General features: G+C 34.6%; 20 protein-coding genes and 1 tRNA gene. 9 read left to right on the top strand and 12 right to left on the bottom strand.

Annotated elements, in window-relative coordinates; translation table 11 throughout:
* Nucleotides 1-39 precede the first annotated feature (39 nt).
* The 10 genes from H5J24_RS02730 to aceB all read right to left on the bottom strand — a co-directional run bounded on the left by H5J24_RS02730 (nt 40) and on the right by aceB (nt 10,071).
* The gene (locus H5J24_RS02730; RefSeq protein ID WP_068944499.1) at nt 40-1,032 is read right to left on the bottom strand and encodes a LuxE/PaaK family acyltransferase; all 993 of its coding nucleotides are present in this window, start codon (nt 1,030-1,032) and stop codon (nt 40-42) included.
* 188 nt (nt 1,033-1,220) lie between these two features.
* Nucleotides 1,221-1,991, bottom strand: coding sequence for a UDP-2,3-diacylglucosamine diphosphatase (locus H5J24_RS02725; RefSeq protein WP_068944500.1), 771 nt, complete (start codon nt 1,989-1,991; stop codon nt 1,221-1,223).
* Nucleotides 1,992-2,015: 24 nt separating this feature from the next.
* Nucleotides 2,016-2,462: a 6-pyruvoyl trahydropterin synthase family protein gene (locus H5J24_RS02720; protein ID WP_068944501.1), complete on the bottom strand. Its 447-nt coding sequence runs from the start codon at nt 2,460-2,462 to the stop codon at nt 2,016-2,018.
* 92 nt (nt 2,463-2,554) lie between these two features.
* Nucleotides 2,555-3,814 carry an erythromycin esterase family protein gene (locus H5J24_RS02715; protein WP_068944502.1) on the bottom strand — a complete coding sequence of 420 codons (1,260 nt, stop codon included), beginning with the start codon at nt 3,812-3,814 and terminating at the stop codon, nt 2,555-2,557.
* A gap of 14 nt (nt 3,815-3,828) precedes the next feature.
* Nucleotides 3,829-5,271, bottom strand: a complete 1,443-nt coding sequence (locus tag H5J24_RS02710; RefSeq protein WP_068944503.1) for a serine hydrolase — start codon at nt 5,269-5,271, stop codon at nt 3,829-3,831.
* Between the two features lie 88 nt (nt 5,272-5,359).
* A complete protein-coding gene (locus tag H5J24_RS02705; protein WP_068944504.1) occupies nt 5,360-5,743 on the bottom strand; it encodes a hypothetical protein in 384 nt (127 codons plus the stop codon).
* A gap of 23 nt (nt 5,744-5,766) precedes the next feature.
* The gene (locus H5J24_RS02700) at nt 5,767-6,174 is read right to left on the bottom strand and encodes an acyl-CoA thioesterase (RefSeq protein WP_232816009.1); all 408 of its coding nucleotides are present in this window, start codon (nt 6,172-6,174) and stop codon (nt 5,767-5,769) included.
* 118 nt (nt 6,175-6,292) lie between these two features.
* Entirely contained in the window at nt 6,293-6,868 is a 576-nt protein-coding gene (locus H5J24_RS02695) for an OmpH/Skp family outer membrane protein (protein WP_068944506.1), read from the bottom strand.
* Nucleotides 6,869-7,096: 228 nt separating this feature from the next.
* Nucleotides 7,097-8,377 carry an isocitrate lyase gene (aceA, locus tag H5J24_RS02690; protein WP_068944507.1) on the bottom strand — a complete coding sequence of 427 codons (1,281 nt, stop codon included), beginning with the start codon at nt 8,375-8,377 and terminating at the stop codon, nt 7,097-7,099.
* 119 nt (nt 8,378-8,496) lie between these two features.
* Nucleotides 8,497-10,071 (bottom strand): malate synthase A, encoded by a 1,575-nt coding sequence (gene aceB, locus H5J24_RS02685; protein ID WP_068944508.1) that lies wholly within the window; start codon nt 10,069-10,071, stop codon nt 8,497-8,499.
* A gap of 126 nt (nt 10,072-10,197) precedes the next feature.
* Between aceB and H5J24_RS02680 the strand changes: the two genes are divergently transcribed.
* The 3 genes from H5J24_RS02680 to H5J24_RS02670 all read left to right on the top strand — a co-directional run bounded on the left by H5J24_RS02680 (nt 10,198) and on the right by H5J24_RS02670 (nt 13,212).
* Complete coding sequence (locus H5J24_RS02680; RefSeq protein ID WP_068944509.1) at nt 10,198-11,670, top strand: helix-turn-helix domain-containing protein; 1,473 nt, start codon at nt 10,198-10,200, stop codon at nt 11,668-11,670.
* 73 nt (nt 11,671-11,743) lie between these two features.
* On the top strand, nt 11,744-12,400 hold the full coding sequence (locus H5J24_RS02675; protein ID WP_068944510.1) for a ComF family protein: 657 nt from the start codon (nt 11,744-11,746) through the stop codon (nt 12,398-12,400).
* Between the two features lie 125 nt (nt 12,401-12,525).
* Nucleotides 12,526-13,212, top strand: a complete 687-nt coding sequence (locus H5J24_RS02670) for an alpha/beta fold hydrolase (protein ID WP_068944511.1) — start codon at nt 12,526-12,528, stop codon at nt 13,210-13,212.
* A gap of 4 nt (nt 13,213-13,216) precedes the next feature.
* Here the strand turns inward: H5J24_RS02670 and upp are convergent, their stop codons facing one another.
* Nucleotides 13,217-13,867, bottom strand: a complete 651-nt coding sequence (gene upp, locus H5J24_RS02665; RefSeq protein WP_068944512.1) for a uracil phosphoribosyltransferase — start codon at nt 13,865-13,867, stop codon at nt 13,217-13,219.
* A gap of 152 nt (nt 13,868-14,019) precedes the next feature.
* Nucleotides 14,020-15,330, bottom strand: coding sequence for a ribosome biogenesis GTPase Der (gene der / locus H5J24_RS02660; RefSeq protein WP_068944513.1), 1,311 nt, complete (start codon nt 15,328-15,330; stop codon nt 14,020-14,022).
* A gap of 258 nt (nt 15,331-15,588) precedes the next feature.
* On the opposite strand from der, the gene H5J24_RS02655 reads away from it, so the two are divergent.
* The 6 genes from H5J24_RS02655 to H5J24_RS02635 all read left to right on the top strand — a co-directional run bounded on the left by H5J24_RS02655 (nt 15,589) and on the right by H5J24_RS02635 (nt 25,002).
* A tRNA-Gln gene (locus tag H5J24_RS02655) sits at nt 15,589-15,659 on the top strand.
* A gap of 347 nt (nt 15,660-16,006) precedes the next feature.
* Entirely contained in the window at nt 16,007-16,411 is a 405-nt protein-coding gene (locus H5J24_RS02650; RefSeq protein ID WP_232816008.1) for a hypothetical protein, read from the top strand.
* Entirely contained in the window at nt 16,402-17,628 is a 1,227-nt protein-coding gene (locus tag H5J24_RS02645) for a T9SS type A sorting domain-containing protein (protein ID WP_232816007.1), read from the top strand. The genes H5J24_RS02650 and H5J24_RS02645 overlap by 10 nt, the downstream gene beginning before the upstream one ends.
* Nucleotides 17,629-17,744: 116 nt before the next feature.
* Nucleotides 17,745-21,236, top strand: a complete 3,492-nt coding sequence (locus H5J24_RS02640) for an RHS repeat domain-containing protein (protein ID WP_068944515.1) — start codon at nt 17,745-17,747, stop codon at nt 21,234-21,236.
* An 11-nt stretch (nt 21,237-21,247) separates the two neighbouring features.
* Entirely contained in the window at nt 21,248-21,376 is a 129-nt protein-coding gene (locus tag H5J24_RS25455; RefSeq protein ID WP_262495898.1) for a hypothetical protein, read from the top strand.
* Nucleotides 21,377-21,393: 17 nt separating this feature from the next.
* Nucleotides 21,394-25,002, top strand: a complete 3,609-nt coding sequence (locus tag H5J24_RS02635; protein WP_068944516.1) for a DUF6443 domain-containing protein — start codon at nt 21,394-21,396, stop codon at nt 25,000-25,002.
* The last annotated feature ends 608 nt before the right edge of the window (nt 25,003-25,610 follow it).

The raw sequence follows: 25,610 nt of genomic DNA, 5'->3' as shown, positions 1-25,610 counted from the left end.
CTTCAAAATTTCAAAATCTCTTATTATTATTCTAAGCCATTAACTCACTAACAAACTACAGCCCCTGATATCAGAATGATCTATTCTTCCCAGCACCTGAAATTTGCCACCTACTATTTTACCTAAATCCTGAGTTGCAATAAAGGAGCAGGAATGTGTATTGGCTAGATCGATGATATTAATTGCTCCGGTTCTTCCTTCTTTTTCATAAGAAAAAGGATCTTCTGCATTTCTGATCTTGATGCTCATCCAATTAGGGCACTGATACTCATTGTTTCCTAGGGAATAAGCCTGAGAAAGCAACTCTGTCATTGAATATTCTGAGTAAATTCTATCTGTTTTAAAGCCTTCCTGCAGAATTTTCAAAAGTTCATCTTTGGTCATTTCTTCTTTTCTTCCCTTCATTCCTCCTGTTTCGATAACAATTAGGTTTTCAAGAATGCCCAAAGATTCCCCATCACGTTCGGAATGACAGTAATCTAAGAAGTCTAGCAAAGCAAAAGAAACTCCGAAAAGGATTACTTTTTTATCTTGTAACTGGTTTAAAAGATTGAAAAGATCGGCATGATTATAAAGGAAATAACCGTTTTCTGCTTTTGAAGATTTTTTCATCAGATAATCTACCATATAGATTAGCGATGAATTCTGCTTTTCAAGATAACTTGGAAGCAGCCCAAGAAAAATAAAATCTTCAGGTTTGCCGATAAATTGTTCAAAACTTTTATAAATACTTTCTTCATACAACTCCGTATCAGCAATGAAATGTTTTGAAAGGTTCATCTGTGTTGTTCCGGAGCTCTGAAAAAATAGATCTGTAGTTACATTTTCATCCAGAATCTGATGGTTTTTAAACATTTCAATTGGAAGAAAAGGGATTTTTAACAAGTCGTCAACCTCATCGGGATTGATGTTTAAGAAATCGACAAATTTCCTATATATCTCAACGTTTTCATACTGATAACGAAATGTTTTCAATGATGCATTCAGGAAATCCTGTTCAGTTTGTATGTTGAATATATTTTTCGGTTCCATAATTTTTCAATCTTCTTATTACTTTTATGTAAAGCAATTATCTGGATAAAATATTTTTATTTAACTTTTTTTTAATATCTGAAATTGACTTTGGTAAACTTCTTGCAAGTATTTAACCGGAATATGGATTAAAACAGAATGAGTCCCCCACTCATTCTCAAATTACCTCCTTTTAGGGGTAATTTTTTTTATTTTTCGAAAGTCTTCAGTTCAAAGTCTTGATCAAAAACGCCATAGGTAAAGTAAGAAATCCAGTCTCCCAGATTGATATATTTTGAATTTTGTCCTAAATTCAATACCATAGGAAGATGGCGGTGCCCATATATGAAATAATCAATCTTCTGGGTCTTCAGTTTCTCCTTGGAATAGATAATCAGAAACTCTTTATCTTCCCCTAAGAATGCTTTGTCTTCTTCTCCTGAGATCATTTTATTTTTCTGGGAAAGATATAAGGCTACTTTCATGGCAATATCAGGGTGAAGCCATTTGAAAAACCATTGTGCCACCGGATTGGTAAAAAGTTTTTTCATTCTTTTGTACCCTTTATCACCAGGCCCCAATCCGTCTCCATGAGCCAGCAAAAACTGTTTTCCACCCATCTCAAAATATTGTTTCTGGTAAAAAACCGTACACCCAATTTCTTCTTCAAGATAATCTTTCATCCACAGGTCGTGGTTTCCCACAAAAAAATAAATATGGATTCCTCTGTCTTTCAGTTCTGCAATTTTCCCTAAAACACGAATATATCCTTTGGGGACTACGTGTTTCCATTCATGCCAGAAGTCGAAAAGATCGCCCATTAAAAATAAAACCTGTGCATCTTCTTTGATCTGATCCATCCATCGTATAAATCTTTCTTCACGTACCTTACTTTCTTTAGGAGTAGGTGCACCGAAATGCTGATCTGAAGCAAAGTATACTTTTTTTCCAGGTTCTAAATTAATTGTTGTTTTTAACACCGTCTGAGCTTTATGGGATAATAATTATTGATTGTCTTCTGCAAACCATTCTCCATAAGAGTTTTCTGTCTCATGAAGTTTAAGATAAGCCAGAGAAATTCCTTCCGGAAGTCTTGATTTTATTTTAGCGGCAATAGCATACAGCATATTTTCACAGGTTGGCTGGAAAGTGCAATAGATTACTTTATGCCCTTTTTGCTCAAGATCATCACCCAATTCTTTATGGGGAGTCAAGGCATTTAAAAGTACTGCATGATCCCAGACGTCTACGATCTCAGATTTTACGATACTTTTGATATCTCCGAAATCAACTACCATCCCATTTTTAGGGTTATCAATATCATTAATCGGCTTCCCTTTCACTGTTACAAACAGCTTATAGGAATGTCCATGCATATTTTTACATTTCCCGTCGTAGTTATACAGTACGTGGGCTGTTTCGAATGTAAAAATTTTTGTAATACGTATCATATTGCAAAGATATGACAAAACAGTCTAACTTTAAAAGTCAGACTGCTATTAATAAAATCGAAGAAATACATTGAAAATCAATAAAAATCCGATCAATTTGTTAAATGTTCTGAGGCATTGGTTTGTTTTATGAAAATAATTCCGTCAAAGCATTCATTAAGCTTTAAAGGTTCTGTAATAGTAAATTTTTCTGTTGCAGGTGTAATCGGACCATATCCTACAAATCTCATCTTAAAAGGTTGACCATATCTATTTTCCGAGTTGTTATTAAAGTTTACAAAATAATTTTCATAAGTATTATGTTCTAACTTTTCCTCCCAACTGTTTTCCAGTTTTCCAGGAAGTTGATAAGATGTATATGTATTACTTTTCACTGCGCGTGGATCGGTTGTAGCACTATAGTGTCCAAGGGAGGTAGATGTTGCCAATGCATAATAGTTTTTTCCATATTTTTCTTTAATATACCCTCCCATTCCATCTACAAGAATAGGCTTGAGGGCAATATGGGCATTATGAGCAAAAAGAATCATCTTTTGATGATATCCAGATTGAATTTTCCCAATCATTTCAGCCATAATAAGGTCTCTGGAAACATCATAATTTTTTTTGCCTGCTTCGTAAGGAATCTTAAACCCTTGTTCAAGGTTGTATAGAGCCAGTTTGGAACTCAGATTCATTTTTTGACCATATAAGCTGTCTGCTTTCTTAACTAATAGAAATCCTTCTGTTCCATTTTTTATTACAGTTTTCATATCCAGTTTGAAAGCGGGGTCATTTTGTTTTTCCCACATTTCATCCTGTAATGCTGCTTTTGTTTTAATCTCACTTGTTATTTCTGTAAACTCTTTTCCTAAACCTACAGATTTTTTCAAAATTTCTGCACTATTGGTAAGAACGTCTGTATCAAACCCGGAAATAATTACCTTGTCTGTATGATTTTTATTATACTCTCTAATCCATGTCAGCAGAGCATAGATCTCTTTTGTCTGCCAGATAGATGTTATATATTTCTTTAAAGCAATATGTAAATCCACCTCTGAGTTAACAGCCTCATTCAAAAATGAAGCATCACCATAAGCACTTTCAAATGCTATAATTCTAAAATCATTTTTACTGATTAATTGTTTGGAAATCTCCCCTCTGATTTCATTAAACTCTTTGGTTCCATGTGTTCCTTCTCCCAGCCCTACTATCGTATGATCTTTCAATTGTTCGCTGATATTTTTTATCGCTTTACCCATATTCTTTTGGTCAGCAAACTGCTTAGGAATTTGAATGTCGTTTTTGGTATTTTGTGAAAAACCAATTAAAAAACAGGATAAAAAAGCAAGCGTCAAGTATCTATTTAACATGATATATTTATTTTTTAGTTGATTTTAAGGACTAAATTATTATCCTGGGTTCCGTCTGTATTAGCTGCATTATAAGGAATGGTCAACCATCCGCTCTTATTCATCACAAACTTAAAGCCATAGCTTTTTCCTTTTTCAAATTGAGATTTGGGTGCTGCCAACTCAAAGACATTATGCTTTTTAGGGGTCATTTGATAAGATGGATCATTCATATTCCAATTATTAAATGTACCTGCTAGTGAAACGGTTTTAATAAATTCTGTACTTGAATGTTTAGGATATTGGTAAGAAAAAATTACCTTGTCATTTTCTATTCTGTATCCATATACTTCTTTTTTCAAATTGGGGTGAACAAAGGAATCAGCGATAGTAATTTCTTCTGCCAACGCATATGGGTCCATCAGATTCTTATCCATAATTCCCGCAATATGATGAACCATCTGATACATCACCGGAAATCCCTTATTTCCATTATACATAACGATAATTGCCATATTATTATCCGGAAAAATGCTGTATGCACTTACATTTCCACCAGAGAAACCGTACGATCTTGTCGTATTGGAATCTGTAATTTCCCAGCCATGAGCAAACTCCCAACCATTATTTTTATAGCTAAATGGTTTCCACATCATTTTTTTAGTCTCCGGTTTCAGAAAATCATTTTTGCTGAAATGAATACTCCACTGCAGAAAAGCAGGAAGTGTAACCGCCAAACCATTAGCTGAATGAGATCTCACTCCATCAATAGAAGTTAGTTTTTCATATTGCTTTTTCTCCGGGTTATAATTATACTTCCCTACTCTATTAGGAATTTTCTCGACAGAATTGGAAGAAAAGATCACCTGATCCCTAGAGTCCGGGAATTGATTTTCCAGGATATATTCTTCAAAAGTTTTTCCTGTTATCTTTTCAATAATCATTGTAATTAACAGATAGTTGGTCTGGTTATAGCGATAATGATCTCCCGCCTCAAATTCATTTTTTTCATTAGACAAACGGCTAATAACTTCATTATGGGTTGCTTTCTCCGGAAAATCTTTAATGTCAGCCATATCCGGCAGTCCTGAAGAGTGTGATAAAAGATTCTTCACTTGAATATTCTGCCAGTCTTTTGGGAGGTTGTCTATATATTTTGAAATTTTATCATCTACTGAAAGTTTTCCTTCTTCTACAAGTTTAAAAAGACCTATATTGGCGACCAGCTTTGTATTGGAGTATATCCTGAACATGGACTTGGAATTCACTTTTTTATTACTTTCAAGATTATCCCTTCCATAATATTGCTGAAATGTTACCTTATCATTTTTCACAATTCCCACCGCCATTCCGGGAATTTCATTGATTTGGATAACATTCTTTATATAGCTGTCGATTGCTTTTGATTGTTCTGCTGTCTGACTGAATCCTACAATGGAAACATTTAAAAATATAGCTGTTAAAACAGATTGCTTCATTATTTGTTGATCTATTATTCATAAGACAACAAATAATTATATTGTGTTACAAAATTTCTGAATTTTATTAAAAAATAGCTACATCTTTCTAATTAGGCTTTAATGGGTCAATATCATACCCCACTTGGGCTAAATAATCAAGTCCATTTTGTTTTTCCATCTTATTTTTCCCATCCCAGCCTTTTTCTCTTCCTTGTAAAATAAGTTTCTGTATATATTTAGGTTCATTGATATTGACACCTTCCTTGGAATTTGTTATCATATTCATCAACCAGATTCCTGATTTTAAAGGCTGCCCCATGATATAATGATTATAGGTCAGAAAATCAATGATTAGCGGAGTCTGCTTCTCATCTTTTAGAAATATCTTTACAGTAAGGGTATTGGTATATGTTCCGGGATGATACTTATCTGTAACCAAGTACAAATATTCTGTTTGCTCAACTGTTATTTTTCTTAATTTACTCTTCATCCTCTTCTCTGATTTCTAACAATCTACCTCAGTTTCTCTAACCAGTTATTTTCCAGGCGCTTTATTTTCTTCGCTTCTATATCAAACAGAACCCAGAGCGTACTAGAATCCACTACCAGATTATTATTGCAATAAAATTCTACTTTTCTTGGCTGCTTAGCGCCTTCAGGAGCCTGCGGATAGGTTTTTATTGTAATCATATCACCCAGATAAACTTGTTTTTTGTATCGGATATGATGATCCAAAAGCATCCAGACATCACTCTCATACTCTGTTTTATGTTTTAAAAGATCCCAGTGCTCTGCTGCTATTTCTTCTACCCAATGTACATACTGAACATTATTGACATGGTTGTTTTGGTCTATATGCTCTTCTGTTACTTTGATCTGCTTTTCATACACTAAACTCATCTTGCTGAAATATTTACTCAAATTTATGATTTAAAATAAAAGGTTTCTAATGCTTTTCGGACAAAAACTAATATTTACCTTAAAGAAAAACGGAACCAGATGAGTCTGATTCCGTTTTACAATATTCAATAGATTGAAATTATTTTTTAGCTTTTCCAGCTGCAGGTTTAGCAGTTGTGGTAGAAGCTCCCAATTTTGTTTTTACCTGATCGGTAATATCTTCGCTTCCATCTGTATAAATAAGATTACTCCCTTGTGTAGCCACATCAAATACAAAGTTCAGATTTCTTTCTTTAGACACCGCAAAAATAGCAGTCTTTATTTTTTGTTGTATTGGAGTAAACAATTCGCCTTGTTTAGCAGAAATCTCCTTAGCTGCCTGTGCTCTTGCCTCTTCAATTTTTTTACCCAAACTATCAAGTTCTGTTTGTGCAGCAATTAATTCTTTAGTTAAAGCTTCTTTATTAGTATCGTTGAATGTTTTTTCTTTATCCTGTGCTACTTTCAACTTTGTTTGATATTCACCGATCAGTTTATCAATTTCAGCCTGCTTTGTTTTAGTCAGGTTATCAAGAGTTGTTCCAGCTGTTTTTACTTCAGCTAAGTTTTCAAAAATGTCTTCAGTATTTACGCTTCCGATCTTTTGTTGAGCATTTACAGCATTAGCAGTTAAAGTTAATCCTGCTGCAATAAAAAATAATTTAATTAGTTTCATTATAATATATAATTTTTTCGAAAATTCTTTTTTTTCCGTGTCCAAATATAGTATAATTTTTCGTTTAAGATGATCCTTATTTTTCAGTCTTATTTAAAGCACAAAACCTATCAAAAACATTCCGGAGCCACATAAGGATACTTCATGATAAAAAAGTTTCTTCAACATAAAGCCCTCCTCAAAATTGAGGAGAGCTTCGAAAATATGTATAATGCAAAAAACTGATTTTTAATGAAACTGTGCCGTTTCTGTAGAGTCTTTCATCGCTACGGTAGCTGAAGATCCATTGGTAACAATATTCTGAACCTCATCAAAATATCCTGTTCCTACAAAAGACTGATGTTTTACGGCTCTGAATCCTTTTTGCTGTAATGCAAACTCACGTTCCTGAAGCTCGGAATAACCCGCCATTCCTTTTTCTTTATAAGCTAAAGCCAGCTCAAACATTGCGGTATTCAAAGCATGGAATCCCGCTAACGTAATAAACTGGAATTTATATCCCATTTTTGCCAACTCCTCGCGGAAGGTTGACATTTCTTCAACACTTAGCTTTGCAGCCCAGTTGAATGAGGGAGAGCAGTTATAAGCAAGCATTTTTCCCGGAAATTGTGCATGAATACCATCAGCAAATCTTTTTGCCTGTTCCAGATCCGGATTTGAAGTTTCCATCCAGATTAGGTCTGCATAAGGCGCATAGGACAATCCTCTGTCTATTCCTTGTTCTACTCCGTTTCTTACCACATAAAATCCTTCAGAAGTTCTCTCTCCTGTTACGAATTTTTTATCTCTGTCATCAATATCTGAAGTCAATAAGTCTGCAGCATCAGCATCAGTTCTTGCAATAATAAGACTTGGAACCCCCAATACATCTGCGGCCAAACGTGCTGCAATTAGTTTATTAATAGCTTCCTGAGTAGGAACCAATACTTTCCCTCCTAAATGTCCACATTTTTTTGCAGAAGAAAGCTGATCTTCAAAATGTACACCGGCGGCCCCTGCTTCAATCATTTGCTTCATCAGTTCAAAAGCATTTAAGTTTCCTCCAAAACCAGCCTCAGCATCTGCAATAATTGGAACAAGGTATTCTTTATCTCCTGCTCCACTCACGGATTGAACCTGGTCTGCTCTTAATAAAGCATTGTTTATTTTTTTCACTACAGAAGGTACAGAATTCGCAGGATACAAAGATTGATCAGGATACATTTCTCCAGATAAGTTAGCATCTGCAGCTACCTGCCAGCCTGAAAGATAAATTGCTTCTAAACCAGCATCCACTTCCTGCACCGCCTGATTTCCTGTTAAAGCTCCAAGTCCTGCGACATAATCTTGAGTATTGAGTTTTTCCCAAAATTTCTTAGACATTTCTGTCGCAATGGTATATTCTATTTTATAAGAACCACGAAGTTTTAATACTTCTTCCGCTGTATAAGGTCTTTTTACACCATTCCAACGTGGATTTGTCAGCCAATCTTGCTCTATAGCCTGGATTTGTTCTTGTTTTGTTTTCATAATATTTGGATTTTTGTTTGTTGAGTTTGGGGTTTTGAAATGTAGAAGCCGAGATTTAGAGTGATTATCAACAGATATAAAATTAAAGCTCTTAGATACTCAAGCTTCTTATTCTCAAACTAAATAAAAGGGTATGCTTTCAGGGTTAAAAATTCTTCAAAGTTTTCAGAAAATATCAATTCATTGAACAATTCTTTAGCAAGGTTGAATTTTCCGCTTTTAAAACGGGCTTCACCCACATATTTTTCAATATTGTCCATTTCTTCAGATTCCCATTGAAGAACCATACTTCTGGTTAATGTTCTGTCATCACTTAACACCGCTTCATTTTTTAGCCATTGCCAGATTTGTGTTCTGGAAATTTCTGCCGTAGCAGCATCTTCCATCAGATTATAAATGGCTGCTGCACCAGTTCCCATCAGCCAGCTTTCCAGATAAAGAATGCCTACATTGATATTTTTTCTTACTCCTTTTTCTGTAATAGCTCCTTTTGGAATTTCAAGCAGATCATTTTCCTGTATGTTGTATTCAACTTTTTTATCGATCTGATTTTTAGAAGGCATGTATTGATCAAAAATATCCTTAGCCACTGAAACCAATGCCGGATGCGCTACCCAGGTTCCGTCATGACCATTTTTCACTTCTCTTTCCTTATCACTTCTTACTTTTTCAAAAGCTGTATTATTGGCTTCATCATCATTTTTTACCGGAATTTGTGCTGCCATTCCGCCCATCGCATGAACATTTCTTTTGTGGCAGCCTTCAATCACTCTTTTTGAATAGGCACTCATAAAAGGAGAGGTCATGGTTACCTGGTCTCTGTCCGGAACAATAAACTCCGGAAGATTTCTGAATTTTTTGATGTATGAGAATATATAATCCCATCTTCCACAATTCAGGCCTGAGCTGTGTTCTTTTAATTCATATAAAATTTCATCAATCTGAAATGAAGCTGTAATGGTTTCAATTAAAACAGTTGCTTTAATCGTTCCTTGCGGAATTCCCAGATATTCCTGAGCAAAGACAAATACTTCATTCCACCATCTTGCTTCTTTATAATGTTCTAATTTTGGAAGATAAAAGTAAGGGCCACTTCCTTTCTCCAAGAGATTTTTAGCGTTTTTGAAAAAATAAATTCCAAAATCTATGAGAGATCCTGAAGTTTCTTCATCATTGATCTTAATATGTTTTTCAGGGAGATGTAATCCTCTTGGACGTACCAATAAAACAGCAGTCTTTTCATTCAATTGATAAGCTTTTCCTGCCTCGTTGACAAAATCTATGTTTCTTTTGATCGCGTCGGAAAGATTAATTTGCCCTTCCATACAATTGTTCCAAGTCGGCGAGTTGCTGTCCTCAAAATCCGCCATGAAGGTCAAGGCTCCTGAGTTTAGAGCATTGATAATCATTTTACGGTCAACCGGTCCTGTAATTTCCACTCTTCTGTCGAGTAAATCTTCCGGCAGTGGAGCACATACCCAATTTCCATTTCTGATCTCTTCCGTCTCTTTCGGAAATTTCGGAAGATTCCCCTGATCGAATTCTTTCTGAGTTTTTTTCCTTTCTTCTAAAAGCTCTACTCTTTTCTGGTTAAAATTCTGATGAAGCGCTATCAGAAAATCTATCAAATCGGGAGTGAAAATTTCTTCAAACTGCTTCTGAGCCGTAATTTTTAATTGAGTCTTGGTTTTCATAACATATTGATTTTGTGACTTGATGTTACAAACATAAACAAAAATTTTCACAAACAGCGAACGTTCGCTAAATTTATTTAAAAATTATTATGCGAATAATCGCATCTAATTATTTATATTTGAGTAATGAATTCAGAAAGCGACTATATTAAAACAGTTTTTGGGCTAAAACTGAAACAACTGAGACAAAAGAAAAATTGGTCTCTACAGGATCTTGCAGTAAAAACCGGATTATCAAAATCTTACCTTAATGAGATTGAAAACGGTAAGAAATACCCAAAGCATGATAAAATCATCCAACTTTCGGAAGCTTTGAACTGCACTTATGATGATCTTGTTTCCACAAAACTGGATAAAAGTCTTGCTCCTTTTAATGAAATTCTACAGTCTGATTTCTTCAAAGAGGTTCCCTTAGAATTATTCGGGATCAATAAAAACAACCTTATCAGTATCATCAGTGATGCTCCTAAGAAAGTAACAGCTTTTATTAATGCATTGATAGAAATTTCCCAGAATTATAATCTTGGAAAGGAAAGGTTTTATTTTGCTGTTTTAAGGTCATTTCAGGAATTATATGACAATTATTTCCCGGAAATTGAGGATAAGGTCAGTTTATTCACTGAAGAAAACCACCTTCAGATTGATAAAAATTTAAAGTCAGATATTCTGGAGAACATTCTTACAGAAAATTTCAATTATACAATTCAATCTGAAGATTTTGAAAACTACGGAACCCTGGACAACCTACGATCTTTGTTTATTCCGGAAAAAAAATTATTGCTACTGAATAAAAAGCTTGAAAAAGATCAGAAAACATTTATCCTGGCCAAGGAAATAGGATTCAATGTTTTGGAGCTAAAGGTTCGCCCTACTACTTATTCATGGCTTGACTTCGGAAGTTTTGAGGAAATCCTGAACAATTTTTATGCTTCGTATTTTGCCGGAGCTCTATTAATCTCCAAAGAACCAGCCATTGAAAAATCTTCTGAATTTTTCCAACAAAACACTTGGGTACCTGAGAACTTTGCTGCCCTTATCAACAGTTTCACCAATTCTCCGGAAACTTTTTATTATCGCCTTACCAATATTCTTTCTGCAGAAATGGGAATTAAAGATCTTTTTTATTTATGCTTAGTAAAGAAGAAAGGATCAGAAAAAATTCAAATCCTAAAGGAACTTCATCTTAACCACCAGCAGGCCCCTCACGCTAATGCCATGAATGAACATTATTGCAGAAAATGGATCGCCGTAAAAAACCTGCATCATTTAAAAGAAAATGAAACACTTACAGATGCCCAGATCTCTCATTATAAAGACCAGGGAATAAGCTATCTGGTTATTTCTACTTCTCAAAAAAATCCTTTTTCTGATGGCAGCAACAGAAGTTATTGCCTGGGAATCTTACTGAATCCGCAAACGATTAAAAAAATAGGTTTTATAAAATCTCCATCCTTAAAAACCATTAACGTAGGAGTAACCTGCGAATCTTGCAGCATCCCGGATTGTGAAGTAAGACAGGCTCCTCCGGTTCGATTGGAGAAAGAACATTTTAATCTTAGCATGAAAAATGCAATTGAAAAGATAAAAAAAGAATTCTAAGTTTAAAGAAATCAAAGCATCAATACTGGACTGAAGACTCAAAACTATTTCATATCTTAGTAAAAACACACTTATGATATTGGACTTATTCTTTCCTAACCGATGCCTCCATTGTAATAGAATTATTGAGAGTGATCTTCTGATTTGTGATCTATGTTTTAATCAAATTCATTTTACACATTACAATTATTTCGAAAATAACCCGGTAAAAGAAAAGTGCAAACTTCTTTTTCCTGTTGAAAACACCTATGCTCTCATACAGTTTGAGGAAGAAAGTCTAAGCCGGAAAATCATTCATGAACTGAAATACAGAAGCCGGGAAATTACCGGAAAAATTCTGGCCAATTGGACTACTGAGCGATTGGATTTTAAAGATCAAAAACCGGATCTCCTGATAAGTGTTCCTCTGCATCCTAAAAAGCTCAGAGAAAGAGGCTATAATCAGCTTCATCTTTTCACAGAAACGCTTTCAAAATATTACGAAATCCCATTTGACCATCAATTAATCAAAAGAAATTACTATTCTAAAGCACAAGCGTTAAAGGATAAGCAGCATCGGCTGGAAACCAGGAATACTTTTTCAGTAACCCGGACTATAACAGGAAAACATATTCTAATCATTGACGATGTTTTCACCACAGGAACTACTGTTTCTTCAATTGCATGGGAGATTTTAAATGCCGGTGATCATAATAAAGTCAGTGTATTGGTTATGGCAATGGATGTATAGAAGAGTTTAAGGTTTAAAGTTTAACTAATATTTATACCTACCGTTCTTTAATACTAAAATTTTAGTTTTTTTCTTCGTTTTCGTGTTTTAATTCTTTTGCTTAATTTTCCCAAAAATAAACAATCATGCAGAATTTGGTTTTATTACATGGTGCTTTAGGTCATTCTGAAATATTTAACCCTTATTTAGATAGCCTTTCATCTTATTTCACCATTCATACTCCTTTATTTTCTGGCCATGGAGGCAAAGCCCTTCCCTCAGACGGAATCAGTATAGAAAAATATACTCAAGAGTTAACGGAATATTGTGTAGAAAATAATTTAACAGATGTATATATTCTGGGGCACAGCATGGGCGGTTATGTTGCTCTTTGCTATGCTATGAAACATCCTGAAAATGTCAATTCTATTATGACGTTGGGAACCAAATTCGATTGGACTGAAGAACAAGCTATAAAGGAAAGTAAAATGCTTAATCCGGATGTCATTCTTGAGAAAGTACCACAATATGCTCAACTTCTGGAGAAGCAGCACGGTCCAAAATGGAAACAATTACTTCCGGCTATTGCTGACTTAATGATTGATCTGGGGAAGAATCCTCCATTGAAAAACAATCTTGCCACGATTAATATTCCGGTTCAGATTATGGTGGGAGATAAAGACAATATGGTAACTATTGAGGAAAGCACAGCTGTATACAGGGAACTTCCAAATGCAAAATTAGCCGTACTCCCCGATACAAAGCATCCTGTGGATAAAGTACGACCTAATTTATTATTGAATGTAATAAAAGATTTCTGGAATCTTTCCTAGATCATTATCGTTGAAGCTTTTCTCCGTAGCTTAAATCTCCGGCATCTCCTAATCCTGGAGTGATATAGCCCTTGGATGTTAATTCTTCATCAATAGCTCCTACCCAAATGTGAGCATCAGGATAGGCATTTTGAACAGTTTCTACACCTTGCCTTGAGGCAATAGCTGCTACAATGTGAAGCTGTGTTGGATTCCCATTGGTCAATAAATCTTTGATCGCTTCAATCAGGGAAGCTCCGGTTGCCAACATGGGATCTGCTACGATTAAAGGCCTCCCTTCAATACTTGGGCACGTCAGATAATCTTGTTTGATGGAGAAATAATCATTAGCATCGTGTTTTCTGTACGCTGCTACAAAACCACAATCCGCTCTGTCAAGATAGCTAAGAATTCCTTCAAATAATGGAACACCTGCTCTTAAAATGGTTGTAATCACAGGTTGTACAGCAATTTCTCTGGTTTTAATGGTATCTAAAGGGGTTTGGATTTCAACATCTCTTACTTCCAATCCTTTACTGATTTCAAAGGCCGCAATTTCTCCGATTCTTTCCATATTTCTTCGAAATCTCATTCGGTCATGCTGAACCTGAACGTTTCGAAGTTCATTAATCCATTCATTAACAAGGGAAAAATTTTGCGATAAAATAGTAAGCATGAAGATTTAGGTTTTAATTACAGTTAGTAAAACATTAATTCCTGCAAAATTACAACTAAAAAATGAAATTGAAGTTTGACAGCGAATAGAATAAGTATGTCTATAAAAAATCTGGTAAGTTTCCTTACCAGATTTTTATTAAAAAGTTATTTTTATTTTTGTCTGAAATACACTTCAATTGGAACTCCGGTAAACCCGAATTGTTTTCTCAACTGGTTTTCAGTAAATCTTTTATAGGGTTCCTTCACATACTGTGGCAGGTTACAGAAGAACACAAACTGAGGTGATGGTGTAGGAAGCTGAACGCAATATTTGATCTTAATATATTTTCCTTTCAATGCCGGTGGTGGTGTATTTTCGAAAATAGGAAGCATTACTTCGTTCAGTTTTGAAGTTTTGATCTTCTTTTTACGATCATCATACACCTGCATTGCTACTTCTACTGCTTTTAAGATTCTCTGCTTCGTTAGTGCAGAAACAAATAGAATCGGAATATCCTGGAACTGACCAATTTTATCTTTGATTGATTTTTCGAAATCACGCATCGTATTGGTTTCCTTGTCTTCGATCAAATCCCATTTATTGACAAGGATGACGATTCCTTTTCTGTTTTTCTGTGCCAATCCGAAGATATTCATATCCTGAGATTCCCATCCCTGGGTAGCATCTACCATGATGATAACCACATCAGAATACTCAATAGAACGGATAGATCTCATTACAGAATAAAATTCTAAGTCTTCATTTACTTTAGACTTTCTTCTCATTCCGGCTGTATCTACCAACACAAACTCGTGTCCAAATTTGTTATATAGAGTCTGGATACTATCTCTTGTAGTTCCTGCAATATCTGTTACGATGTTTCTTTCAACATCCAGTAAGGCATTGGTCATTGTGGACTTTCCTACGTTCGGACGACCAGCGATGGTGATCTTAGGTAATCCTTCAAAAGGATCTTTATACTCTGTTGTTGGAAAATCTTTAACGATATCATCCAATAGATCTCCGGTTCCTGAACCTGTAGCAGAAGAAAGCGTATAGTATTTATCAATTCCTAATTGATAGAATTCTGTTGCAGGAAGTTCTTCTTTCGATGAATCTACTTTATTGATTACAATATAAATTGGTTTATTCGATCTTCTTAGCAATCTGTAAATTTCGTAGTCAGTATCAGTAAGTCCTTCTTCCACATTCATCATAAAGATAATAGAAGTGGCTTCATCTACTGCCAATTGTACCTGCTTACGGATTTCTTCTTCAAAGATATCATCCGTACCTACATCATATCCTCCGGTATCAATTACCGTAAAGTCTACTCCATTCCAGTCAGATTTTCCGTAGTGGCGGTCTCTGGTTACACCGGCTGTAGAATCTACAATAGCCTCTCTTCTCTCTAATAAACGGTTAAAAAGCGTGGATTTTCCTACGTTGGGACGTCCAACGATTGCGACAATATTTGACATAAAAAATGTTTAATAATCCTTTTGCTGCGCTAAGGATAAGTTATTAATGGGTTACTCCAACTTTTGGAGCCCAATTTTTTTGCAAAGATAAGATTTTATTATTTAGTATTAAAAGTCTTCCTTATTTCGAAAAAAAATCGTGAAAAATAATTATTTGGATATCAGCGGATAAGCCCTTTATCACGTTATTATGTCGGTAATTTTTTAATTTGAGGTTTTGTAATTCAAATAATTTTTCTAATTTTGCCACATCAAAACAGACCCATGGTGTAGCGGTAACACTACTGATTTTGGTTCAGTCATCTGGGGTTCGAATCCCTGTGGGTCTACATTGAGCACAAGCAATCTTCTGATGATCGGAAGATTGCTTTTTGTTTTATCATTTGACTACTGCTACTCAAAGATATCTGATTATATTCTTAAATCCCATCCCTCTTACTCTATCGTTCTCGCATCGTTCTCGCATCGTTCTCATTTCTACCGGATAGTTTTTAGGCATATACTCTCTAATCTACATCATAATGATTTAAGAGATTTTCTTAGTAATCAAATTTAAGTTTAACTCTACTCCAATGTGATAAAACTCATATTAATTCACCTGACAATGAGCGTTAAAAAATGTTAATAAATATTAATTTCGTGCAATTTTAAAATTACTATTAATAAACAACAGGGAATGAAAAAACTTTATCTCAGTATATGGACTTTATCTACAATTTCAGGGGTAGCAGCCCAGGAAGTTCTCTGGCAAAAAGACATCCAATCCTCTACCCAGGATTTTCTAAGTCAGGTGACGACAACAATCGATCAGCAATATCTTATCACCGGAAGTTCTATACAGTCAAGAAACGGGAATTTGGAGGCTGGAAGTAAACAGAACAACGGTTATGATTTCCATTTGGTGAAACTGAATCAACAAGGAGAACAGACCTGGGAAAAGTATTTTTCAGGAAATAATCATGATTATCTCTCTGCAACGGTATCTACCCAGGACGGCGGGTTTCTTGTAGCCGGAACTTCGTATTCAGATAAAGGTCTGGATAAAAAGATGACTCCAAAGGCGGATCTGATATGTGGCTGATCCGAATCAATGAATTTGGGGATGAATTATGGCAAAAAACTCTGGGAACCAATTCAGATGAAGAAGCCAAAGCAGTCATTCAAACTACAGATCTTGGATTCTTTATTGCCGGAAATGTACAAAACTCATCCAAAGGCTATGGCTCTAAAGATGTTTGGATCACCAGATTGGATAAAGAAGGAAAAGAAATTTCCCAACTGATCCTAGGTGGAAAAGGGTTGGATGAAGTTGAAAAGATGATCCCAACAAAGGATGGTGGAGCTTTACTAGGAATTTACTCCAGAAGTTCCGAAGTTAAGGATTCTGGGGTTAGAAATCCTGAAAGTAAATCTTCGACTGGAAGTACTGCTACCCGCAACCTGATATCTGCTGCCTCAAAACAAAGCAGCAATTTTGGTGAAGGCGACTACTGGATTGTCAAACTGGACAAAAATGGAAAAGTTGAATGGGAAAAGAACTTTGGAGGGAAAGGAGATGACCATATCAGAACACTGGCATTAACATCAAATGGTTATATCATTGGTGGAGAATCCAGATCCGAAAGATCCGGAAACAAAACAGTGGGCATTGAAGATGGAACAGACCTTTGGTTAATTTCCCTAAATGAAAGAGGTGATGAACAATGGCAGAAATCCTACAATTTCAAAAATCGTGATATCCTGATGGGAATGAGTGTGATTCATTCCGCAGACAATCAATCTTCAAAAGGAATCTTATTAGGTGGTTACACTCAGGCTGAAGGAAGAATACAAGAAAATGATGAAACCTTTTGGATACTGTATTTAGACAGCAATGGAAATGAGCAGTGGAGAAAACACGTTACAGGAGAATCCAGACAGAAAGAAGAGAGACTTTCAGACTTGAAACTAAACAGAGACGGTTCTATTGTGTTAGCGGGAACAAGTGCTAAAGAACTGGGGAAAGAAAACTGGAAGATTGTAAAGCTGGGAGACAAACAGGTGAGTGATCTGATTGCCAAATATGACATCAAGATTTATCCAAACCCAGTATCAGATTATGCTTATGTAGAAATAGGCTTTGAATTTAAAGAAGCTGATATTATGCTGTATGATATGAGTGGAAGACAGCTTCAGAGTTTAAAAACCAAGAACAGAGTGGCGAAGATTGATACCCAAGCACTTATTCAAGGTGCTTACTTAGTAACCATAAAAACAGATGCTAACAAAATAGCGAATTCCAAACTGATTAAGAAATAAAGCTAATGAAGAAGATTCTAATAACAATAATATTCACATTCATATATTCAATTGGGGTTTCCCAAATATTTAAAGACCCTCGAAATATATTTCCGTATGCACCAGAAACAAGTAGTTTGGTAAAGTATCAGGAAACACCTGTTTCCAACTATACAGGAGTTCCGAATATCTCAATACCTATCTATACTGTTAAATCTGGAGGTATAGAAGTACCTATTACCTTAAATTATCACTCTGGAGGAATTCTGGTTTCAGAAATTGCGGGTACTGTAGGTTTAGGCTGGTCTATTGGTACTATCTCACCTATAACTAGAAAAATAAACGGATATACAGACGAAAATGGAGTGATGAAACAGAATGATAATATTGAGGGGTTTCTTACTAGCGGAATTGATAATCAACAGCTGAGATTGATTTTTGCAACAAACGGAATGTATAATGAATCTATTGCTGACCTCATGTCAGACGAGTTTAATTTATCTATAAACAATTTTACAGGTAGTTTTTTATATAATCCTAAAAATAAAAGGATTGCAACTTTTCCAATATCAGATTTGAAGATTGATTATTATATCAAAAATATCAGAACAAATAGAAATCAAATTGATACTATTAATGTTACTGCTACTGATGGATTAAAGTATACTTTTGGAGGAGACGGGGTAGAAACTTTCAGTTATAACGGTGGTATGTCAGAAAGTAACTATTATGGAGCAAATGCTTGGAAAATTAAGAAATTAAAAGGAATTGATAATAATGAAATTAATTTCTCTTATATATCGAATAATATTCTTAAACGAGAGCTCCCGCCACAAGTAAAATTTATCAAATATACTCGTCATAATTATGTGACAGGGTGTAATTTTCCAGATCCACCTGGTTCTGAAGGGATAACCCCAAATTTTGACACACAATATTCGACGAAAGAAGCTCTATTAGATAAGATAGAGACTACAGATGCTATTGTAAACTTTATTTATTCTAATCGATTAGATTTTAGTGATTTAAAAAAACTAGATAAGATTATTATTAGAAGTAAATCAGGGGAGTTCATTTCTGAAAAAAAATTTAATTATGATTATTTTCAAACTATAATTGAAGCTTCGGGTACTACAGATCCAACAGAAAATCCAGCTAAAAAATTAAAATTGATTTCTTATGATGAATGTGACAAGGATGGAAAATGTATTTCTACTTCATTTGAATATTATGAGGGTTCCAATATGACACAACGATTATCTTATGCAACAGATCACTGGGGATACTATAATGGTAAACTTAATAATGATGGATTTCCCAACGTCCCTATAAAATACATTGATACTAGGACAGGTATTGCTACTACCATTAAGGGGCTTGTTTCTGATCTTGGAAATAATGTTATTCAGAAATCAGATAAAAACGTTGACCCTAACCTTGTTAAAACATTTTCACTAAAATCGATTACATATCCTGAGGGAGGAAAGAATGAATACATTTATGAAGCTAATACAGCAAGTTCTTTTTTATATAAGCCCAATGAGGAACATTATTTTCTTCCCCCTAAAAAGAAACCTACAAAAAGTAGCTTCTTCAAAGTAAGCGGCTATGCAAATGGTCCTAACTTGATTACAGATGATCCTGCCTCACCAACAACTAATACTGGACCAGTAAAAACTTATGTTTGGGAAGTTGATTTAACAAATTATGATAAGCAGGGAATATTGAATATAGATTATAGTTCCACATTTAAAGCATCTAATTTTTCAAATCATATAAGTGAAAGCTCTATAATTGCTGAATTAAGTATTTTCTATTACAAAAATGGTGTAAAGACCTACTGGTTTCAAGCTTCCCCAATGGGAACTACACAATCAATTACAAGGAATTCTTTTAATAACACTGATGTTCCAAACCAAAAGGTTTATGCTGAAATAAAACATGAATATTGGGGTGGATTAAATTGGGGAAGTAATCTCTCCGATTATATCTTTTTTTATTCACAAATCACTTTTAGTTGGGATGAAAAAGATCCTAATTTCAAGCCATATGATGATGTCATTTATGGAGGAGGAATACGAATTAAAGAAATCAAACAGTATGATAATGGTATATATAAACATTCTACAAAATATTCTTATATAAAAGATGGAAACCAACAACTTTCAAGTGGTATATTATTTAATATCCCTATGTACACTAAAAATAATCGTTTTGGGCAAATTAAGAGCCATTCATGCTCTGGTAACGGAGGTGTTTTAAAAACAATTGAAGACGGAACAGAAATTTCAGTCAGACCAGCTACTGCCGGGATGAGAACTCAGGGAAAAACTATAGGTTATACAAATGTAGAAGTAATAAAAACAGATGCATCTAATAACACTAAAGGTAAAGAAATATATCAATACTATGTAGAACCTCCACTACAAACTGGAGATAACTCACTCGCTTATGTAGAAAGTACTCAGGCGAAATATGAATTTATGGAAAGTAGAGATTGGAGAAATGGTGAATTATTAAAATATATTGCATTTAATAATAACAATGATACAATAAAAAAAGTCAACAGAGACTTTTATCTTTCAGGACCACCACAGGCAACAGCAGAATATTATAATCAAAGAAACATAAAAATGCTATTATATGCATTAATATCACCTATTGATTATTGGCCAGGAGGAACTCCATTACGAAATACTTATGCAGGAGCTTCAATGATGGATCCAGATGTTTCTATAAACGGTATTTTCCCATCTTATATAGGCCTGAATACTACTACTCAACCTGGTTACTTTCCTATATTTGTAAAACATACTGATGCATTTTTATTGAAGAAGGAAACGGTTACCAATTATTTTACTGGGGGAAGAAAAATTACAAATACGTCTGAATATTTTTATGATGAGCCATTATATCCAACTCTATTAACTTCAAAGAGAGATTCATTTTCCGAAGGAAGTATTCTTAATACTACATTCAAATATGCTTACAACAAAGGGAATCAATTAATGGTGAATAAAAATATGATTGGGATTCCGTTAGAAATAATTACGACAAATGATTCTAATAATACTTTAAGTAAAACAGAAACCATCTATCCAACTTCATTACCAACACCTCAAACTGGAAATTTGGTACTTCCTATTTCTGTCTTATCTTATGGTCTCCAGAACCCTACAATTACGAATATTGAAGTAAGTTACGATAAATACGATAACAAAAAAGGTAACCTTCTTCAGTATACAACAAAGGGTGGGATTTCTACAGTTATCATCTGGGGGTACAATCAAACCAAACCTATCGCCAAGATTGAAAATGCAAAACTGGAAAATATTAGCCAGTCTTTAATAGATGGGATCATTAATGCCTCTAATCTGGATACTACCGCTGAAAGAAATAATGATGAAACCAATTTGTTAAACGCTCTTAACAATTTCAGAAGTAACCTTTCTAATTACCAAATTACAACCTATACATACGATCCTTTAGTTGGAGTACGAAGCGTTACTCCACCATCCGGAATCAGGGAAGTTTATATGTATGATACTGCAGGCAGACTTAAAGAAGTCAGAGAGCAAAGTAATACAGGAAAACTATTAAAAGAATTTAAATATAACTATAAACAATGATAACTCAAATTATGAAAAAAATAATATTCACTACAGAAACTTTAACCATTCCACTATATATATCAGTAGATATTGTTCATACAGTATCTGAATCCCTATTAGTAGATGCTTATGATTCTCATTTCAATACAAAGAACTAATCTGCTAATATAGAATAATGCATAAGAAAATATATATAAGCATTGGGTTGCTATGGAGTCTTCATCATTTTGGACAGATTGTTTTAACAACCCCTCCTGCTCCTAATACTGAAGTTGCGGACCCAGTAAGTGTACGTATGCTTCCAGGGTTCCAATTCAATTCCATTAATGGAACTTTTCGTGCCTACATTGGCGGGGCATCCTCTGGTAATGGTGATACCTATACTCCTATCGCTGTAGATTATTCATCCAATAATATTCCAGGTACCGAAAATTATATTTATACCAGACAGTATTTAGTGCCTACTACTGTTTCAGACGGATCTCTTCAACAAATACAAAATATTCAGTTTTTTGATGGATTGGGAAGACCTAAACAGGCTGTCAGTATAAAATCTACCTCTAGCGGAAAAGATTTGGTAACTCATATTCCTTATGACGGATTTGGAAGACAGGTCGATAGCTGGCTTCCTGTTCCTATGGCCTCGTTAAATGGAAATATCCAGACCGGAGTAGAAAATAGTGCCAATAGTTATTATCAATCTAATGATATTAATGATTCCTATCCTTTTGCTCATAAAACCCTGGAAAACTCTCCGCTTGATAGAGTTTTAAATCAGAATAGCCCTGGTAATGACTGGAAAAACAAGCCTGTTACTTTTGGATATGAAGCCAATGCACAAGGTGAAGTTAAAAAATATACAACTGTCACTACATGGCCAGACGGAGCTACTTCCTCCGAACTAAGCTTATCTGGTACCTATGGAGAAGCACAGTTGTATAAAAATACAGTAACCGATGAAGACCATAATAAAACCATTGAATTTAAAAATGGTAAAGGACAGACTCTGTTGGTAAGAAAAGTAATCAGCTCCTCAGAAAATGCAGATACTTATTATGTCTATAATGAATACGATCAACTGGCATTTGTTATTCCGCCTTTAGCCTCTGTGGCATCAGCCATTTCTGCTACAGTGAAAGAAGATCTTTGCTACCAGTACAGATATGATGGGAAAAGCAGACTTGTAGAAAAGAAACTACCTGGCAAAGGTTGGGAAAAAATGGTATATGATAAATCAGATAGGCTGATTCTAACTCAGGATGCTAATCTCAAAGATCAGAACAAATGGATCATTACCAAGTATGATAAGTTGGGAAGAGTGGCCTATACGGGATTTTTAACAGGTGATGATAGAGCAGGCAGGCAGAATCAGATTAAAGATCTGGTGATCACTGAAGATAGAAGTACAACAGGATTTGCCCGAAATGGCATCACTGTGTACTATACTGATAGTGCCTTTGTTGGAGAAGTACCAACCATTTTGAGTGTTAATTATTATGATACTTATCCACAGGAAGCACCAGTAGTAACTACGGTTTTAAATCAGGAAGTATTACCACAGACACAGAGCTCAGATCTAAGTACTAAAAGCCTTCCAACAGCCAACTATACTAAAAATATTGAAAATGATAGCTGGACGAAAGGCTACACCTATTATGATAAGAGAGGGCGAGTCATTGCTATCCATTCTTTGAATCATTTGGGCGGATATACCAAGACTGAAAGTTCTCTTAAATTTTCAGGAGTACCAGATTACACCCTTATTGAGCATAAAAGAACAGCCAATGACCCGAAGATCAACATTAAAGAAACCTTTGAATATGATCATCAGGAAAGATTGGTAAGACATTGGAATCAGGTGAATGGCGGAGCTCAGGAGCTTCTTGCTGAAAACCTTTATAATGACCTAGGACAATTGCGAGTTAAAAATGTAGGAAATACGACAGGCAGCCCGCTGCAGAGTATAAAATATGCCTACAATATAAGAGGTTGGATGACTAAACTTAATGACCCTAACAATTTACAGAATAAGCTTTTTGCTTACGAACTGCGCTATAATAACCCCAACAATCAATATTCAGGTTCTGCAAGATACAATGGAAACATTTCCCAGATGTCCTGGATTACTCAAAACGATGCTGTACTGAGAAATTATTCTTATGAATACGATGCCCTTAACCGTCTTAAGGAAGGTCGTTTCTGGGATGCTATGAATCTGGATAGAGGTGAATACCACGAACAGCTTACCTATGATTTTAATGGAAATATTAAAACGCTTTTAAGAAGAGGAAAGCAACTTCCAGGATACACTGCACCAGAAGTAATGGACCATCTGGAATACCATTATGAAAATGGGGAACAAAGTAACAAATTGTCTTATCTTAAAGAAATAGGAACGGGAAATGCCCTAAGCGGATATCCATTATCATCAGGAAGTACGGGAAGTACCATTACTTACGATGCAAATGGAAATATGACAACTCAGTTGGATAAAGGAATTTCCTCCATTCAATATAATTATCTAAATTTACCTGGAAAGGTTACCCAAAACTCCAAAGTAACGGATTATCTTTACAGAGCAGATGGAGTGAAGGTAAGAAAGGTTTTCGGAACAGAAACAACTGATTATCTAGATGGCTTCCAGTATACCAATTCAATATTAAAATTCTTCCCAACACCAGAAGGCTATTTTAATGTTGAAACCGGAAAGTATGTTTATAACTATACCGACCATCTTGGAAATACCAGATTAAGTTATTCTAAAAATGGATTAGGAATAGAGATCATTGAAGAAAATAATTACTATCCGTTTGGATTAAAGCATGAGGGATATAATTCTTTGTTGGGGAATTCTGCCTATCAGTACAAGTACAATGGAAAGGAATTACAGGAAACAGGAATGTATGATTATGGAGCGAGATTTTATATGCCAGATATTGGTAGATGGGGAGTGATTGACCCATTAGCAGAGAAAGCTGTAGATTGGACTCCATTTAGATATGCTTTTAATAATCCTATAAAATACTTAGACACTAACGGTTTATACGAAACTGATGGTCATTTTTGGACAGTTTATTTAATGGCTACAATGATGGGGAGAAAAGATGCATATTCATTAGCATATTATACAGAAGCTCCAGATAATATTATGGCTAGAAATGGAGAAGTTTTATCATCTCCTAGCACATGGCTAAATCCTGTCGAACAAAGACGACTTCATGCTTTGACCAGTGGAACATCGATATCTGCGCGAGATAATGCTATTGATATGTTATCAAATGCAGGCACTTATGAAGAAATGGGTAATGCATTACATTATTTTGGAGATAGTTACGCCCATACCCAAAGAAATGATGATAGGTTGATGTATCCTACTGGACGTGGTCATCTTTTTGAAGGACATACGCCTGATAAAATTTCTGAAAGACCTGAACTGTATCGTGAATATGTAAATAATTTAGCAAATGTATTAAGTGCCAAATTAGGAGGAGGGAAAATTGACATGTTTACTTTTAATTATGTTGCCAATAATGGAGGTACAACAGAGCAAAATAGTGCTGTTTTTGAAACAGAAATAAGAATAAGAGAAGGAGCAAAAACATTCTCTGTAGCAGGTAATCAAGTAGGTACCATTAATAACTATTTGAACGCTAGAAATAACCACTTTAGTGGTAAGGCTAAAACTAATGTTGTTAATACAAATGTAGATATGTACAAGCGAAATAAGAAAGGAGAATGGGAAAAAACAACTGAAAATAGAACATTTGTAACATTTGCTCAATAAAAATGAAAAAAATAATAGTATTTAGTATTTTATATCAGTTTCTTTTTTTTATATTTTCTTTATTCTTAATAGGTATAAAAGAAAAATTTGGATCAGAATTGTTTGCGTTTGCACTTTATTTTAACATTTTATATTTTTTAATAGGATCTTTAGCAAGTATAGCTTCTATTAAACTTATATTAAAAATTAAGAATATTAAAATGACTACTTTTTTTATCTACTTTTCTTTGTTCTCCATATTGGCAATAAATATCTTTGTATATTTTATTAGTCAGAAATTTCTTATTTGGGATGTTTTTGCTATGCAAAATGATACATGGTATATTTCATTGTCATATCATTTGAGTATATTATTATCTGTAATCACAATATATTACTCACGTATTAGAATTAATGATAAGCAAATTTGATTTCCCTTGCTGGCATCGGTTTCTAGCTCTTGTCAAATAAGTAATATAAAAGTCTCCCAGCTGGCGCGAGCATCTTGCTCGTGTCTAGAAACCAAAACAAAACCACTGCATGAGCAGTGGTTTTTATGTACAAATAGATTCTAATAATTATATTCTTCCATTCAGTATAATTATCTAAATTTACCTCAAAAGATTACC

This window comes from Chryseobacterium capnotolerans (genome assembly GCF_021278965.1).
Taxonomy (GTDB): Bacteria; Bacteroidota; Bacteroidia; order Flavobacteriales; family Weeksellaceae; genus Chryseobacterium; species Chryseobacterium capnotolerans.
Note: the sequence above shows the minus strand (reverse complement) of the source record. Positions and strands in the feature narration are given on the sequence as shown.

Excerpts from the sequence above, each read along its gene's own strand:
- H5J24_RS02710 (WP_068944503.1), bottom strand. The coding sequence starts at position 5,271 with ATGAAGCAATCTGTTTTAACAGCTATATTTTTAAATGTTTCCATTGTA.
- H5J24_RS02635 (WP_068944516.1), top strand. The coding sequence starts at position 21,394 with ATGCATAAGAAAATATATATAAGCATTGGGTTGCTATGGAGTCTTCAT.
- H5J24_RS02695 (WP_068944506.1), bottom strand. The coding sequence starts at position 6,868 with ATGAAACTAATTAAATTATTTTTTATTGCAGCAGGATTAACTTTAACT.
- H5J24_RS02705 (WP_068944504.1), bottom strand. The coding sequence starts at position 5,743 with ATGAAGAGTAAATTAAGAAAAATAACAGTTGAGCAAACAGAATATTTG.
- H5J24_RS25455 (WP_262495898.1), top strand. The coding sequence starts at position 21,248 with ATGAAAAAAATAATATTCACTACAGAAACTTTAACCATTCCACTATAT.
- der (WP_068944513.1), bottom strand. The coding sequence starts at position 15,330 with ATGTCAAATATTGTCGCAATCGTTGGACGTCCCAACGTAGGAAAATCC.
- H5J24_RS02675 (WP_068944510.1), top strand. The coding sequence starts at position 11,744 with ATGATATTGGACTTATTCTTTCCTAACCGATGCCTCCATTGTAATAGA.
- H5J24_RS02715 (WP_068944502.1), bottom strand. The coding sequence starts at position 3,814 with ATGTTAAATAGATACTTGACGCTTGCTTTTTTATCCTGTTTTTTAATT.
- H5J24_RS02720 (WP_068944501.1), bottom strand. The coding sequence starts at position 2,462 with ATGATACGTATTACAAAAATTTTTACATTCGAAACAGCCCACGTACTG.
- aceA (WP_068944507.1), bottom strand. The coding sequence starts at position 8,377 with ATGAAAACAAAACAAGAACAAATCCAGGCTATAGAGCAAGATTGGCTG.
- H5J24_RS02670 (WP_068944511.1), top strand. The coding sequence starts at position 12,526 with ATGCAGAATTTGGTTTTATTACATGGTGCTTTAGGTCATTCTGAAATA.
- upp (WP_068944512.1), bottom strand. The coding sequence starts at position 13,867 with ATGCTTACTATTTTATCGCAAAATTTTTCCCTTGTTAATGAATGGATT.
- aceB (WP_068944508.1), bottom strand. The coding sequence starts at position 10,071 with ATGAAAACCAAGACTCAATTAAAAATTACGGCTCAGAAGCAGTTTGAA.
- H5J24_RS02650 (WP_232816008.1), top strand. The coding sequence starts at position 16,007 with ATGAAAAAACTTTATCTCAGTATATGGACTTTATCTACAATTTCAGGG.
- H5J24_RS02680 (WP_068944509.1), top strand. The coding sequence starts at position 10,198 with ATGAATTCAGAAAGCGACTATATTAAAACAGTTTTTGGGCTAAAACTG.
- H5J24_RS02645 (WP_232816007.1), top strand. The coding sequence starts at position 16,402 with ATGTGGCTGATCCGAATCAATGAATTTGGGGATGAATTATGGCAAAAA.
- H5J24_RS02730 (WP_068944499.1), bottom strand. The coding sequence starts at position 1,032 with ATGGAACCGAAAAATATATTCAACATACAAACTGAACAGGATTTCCTG.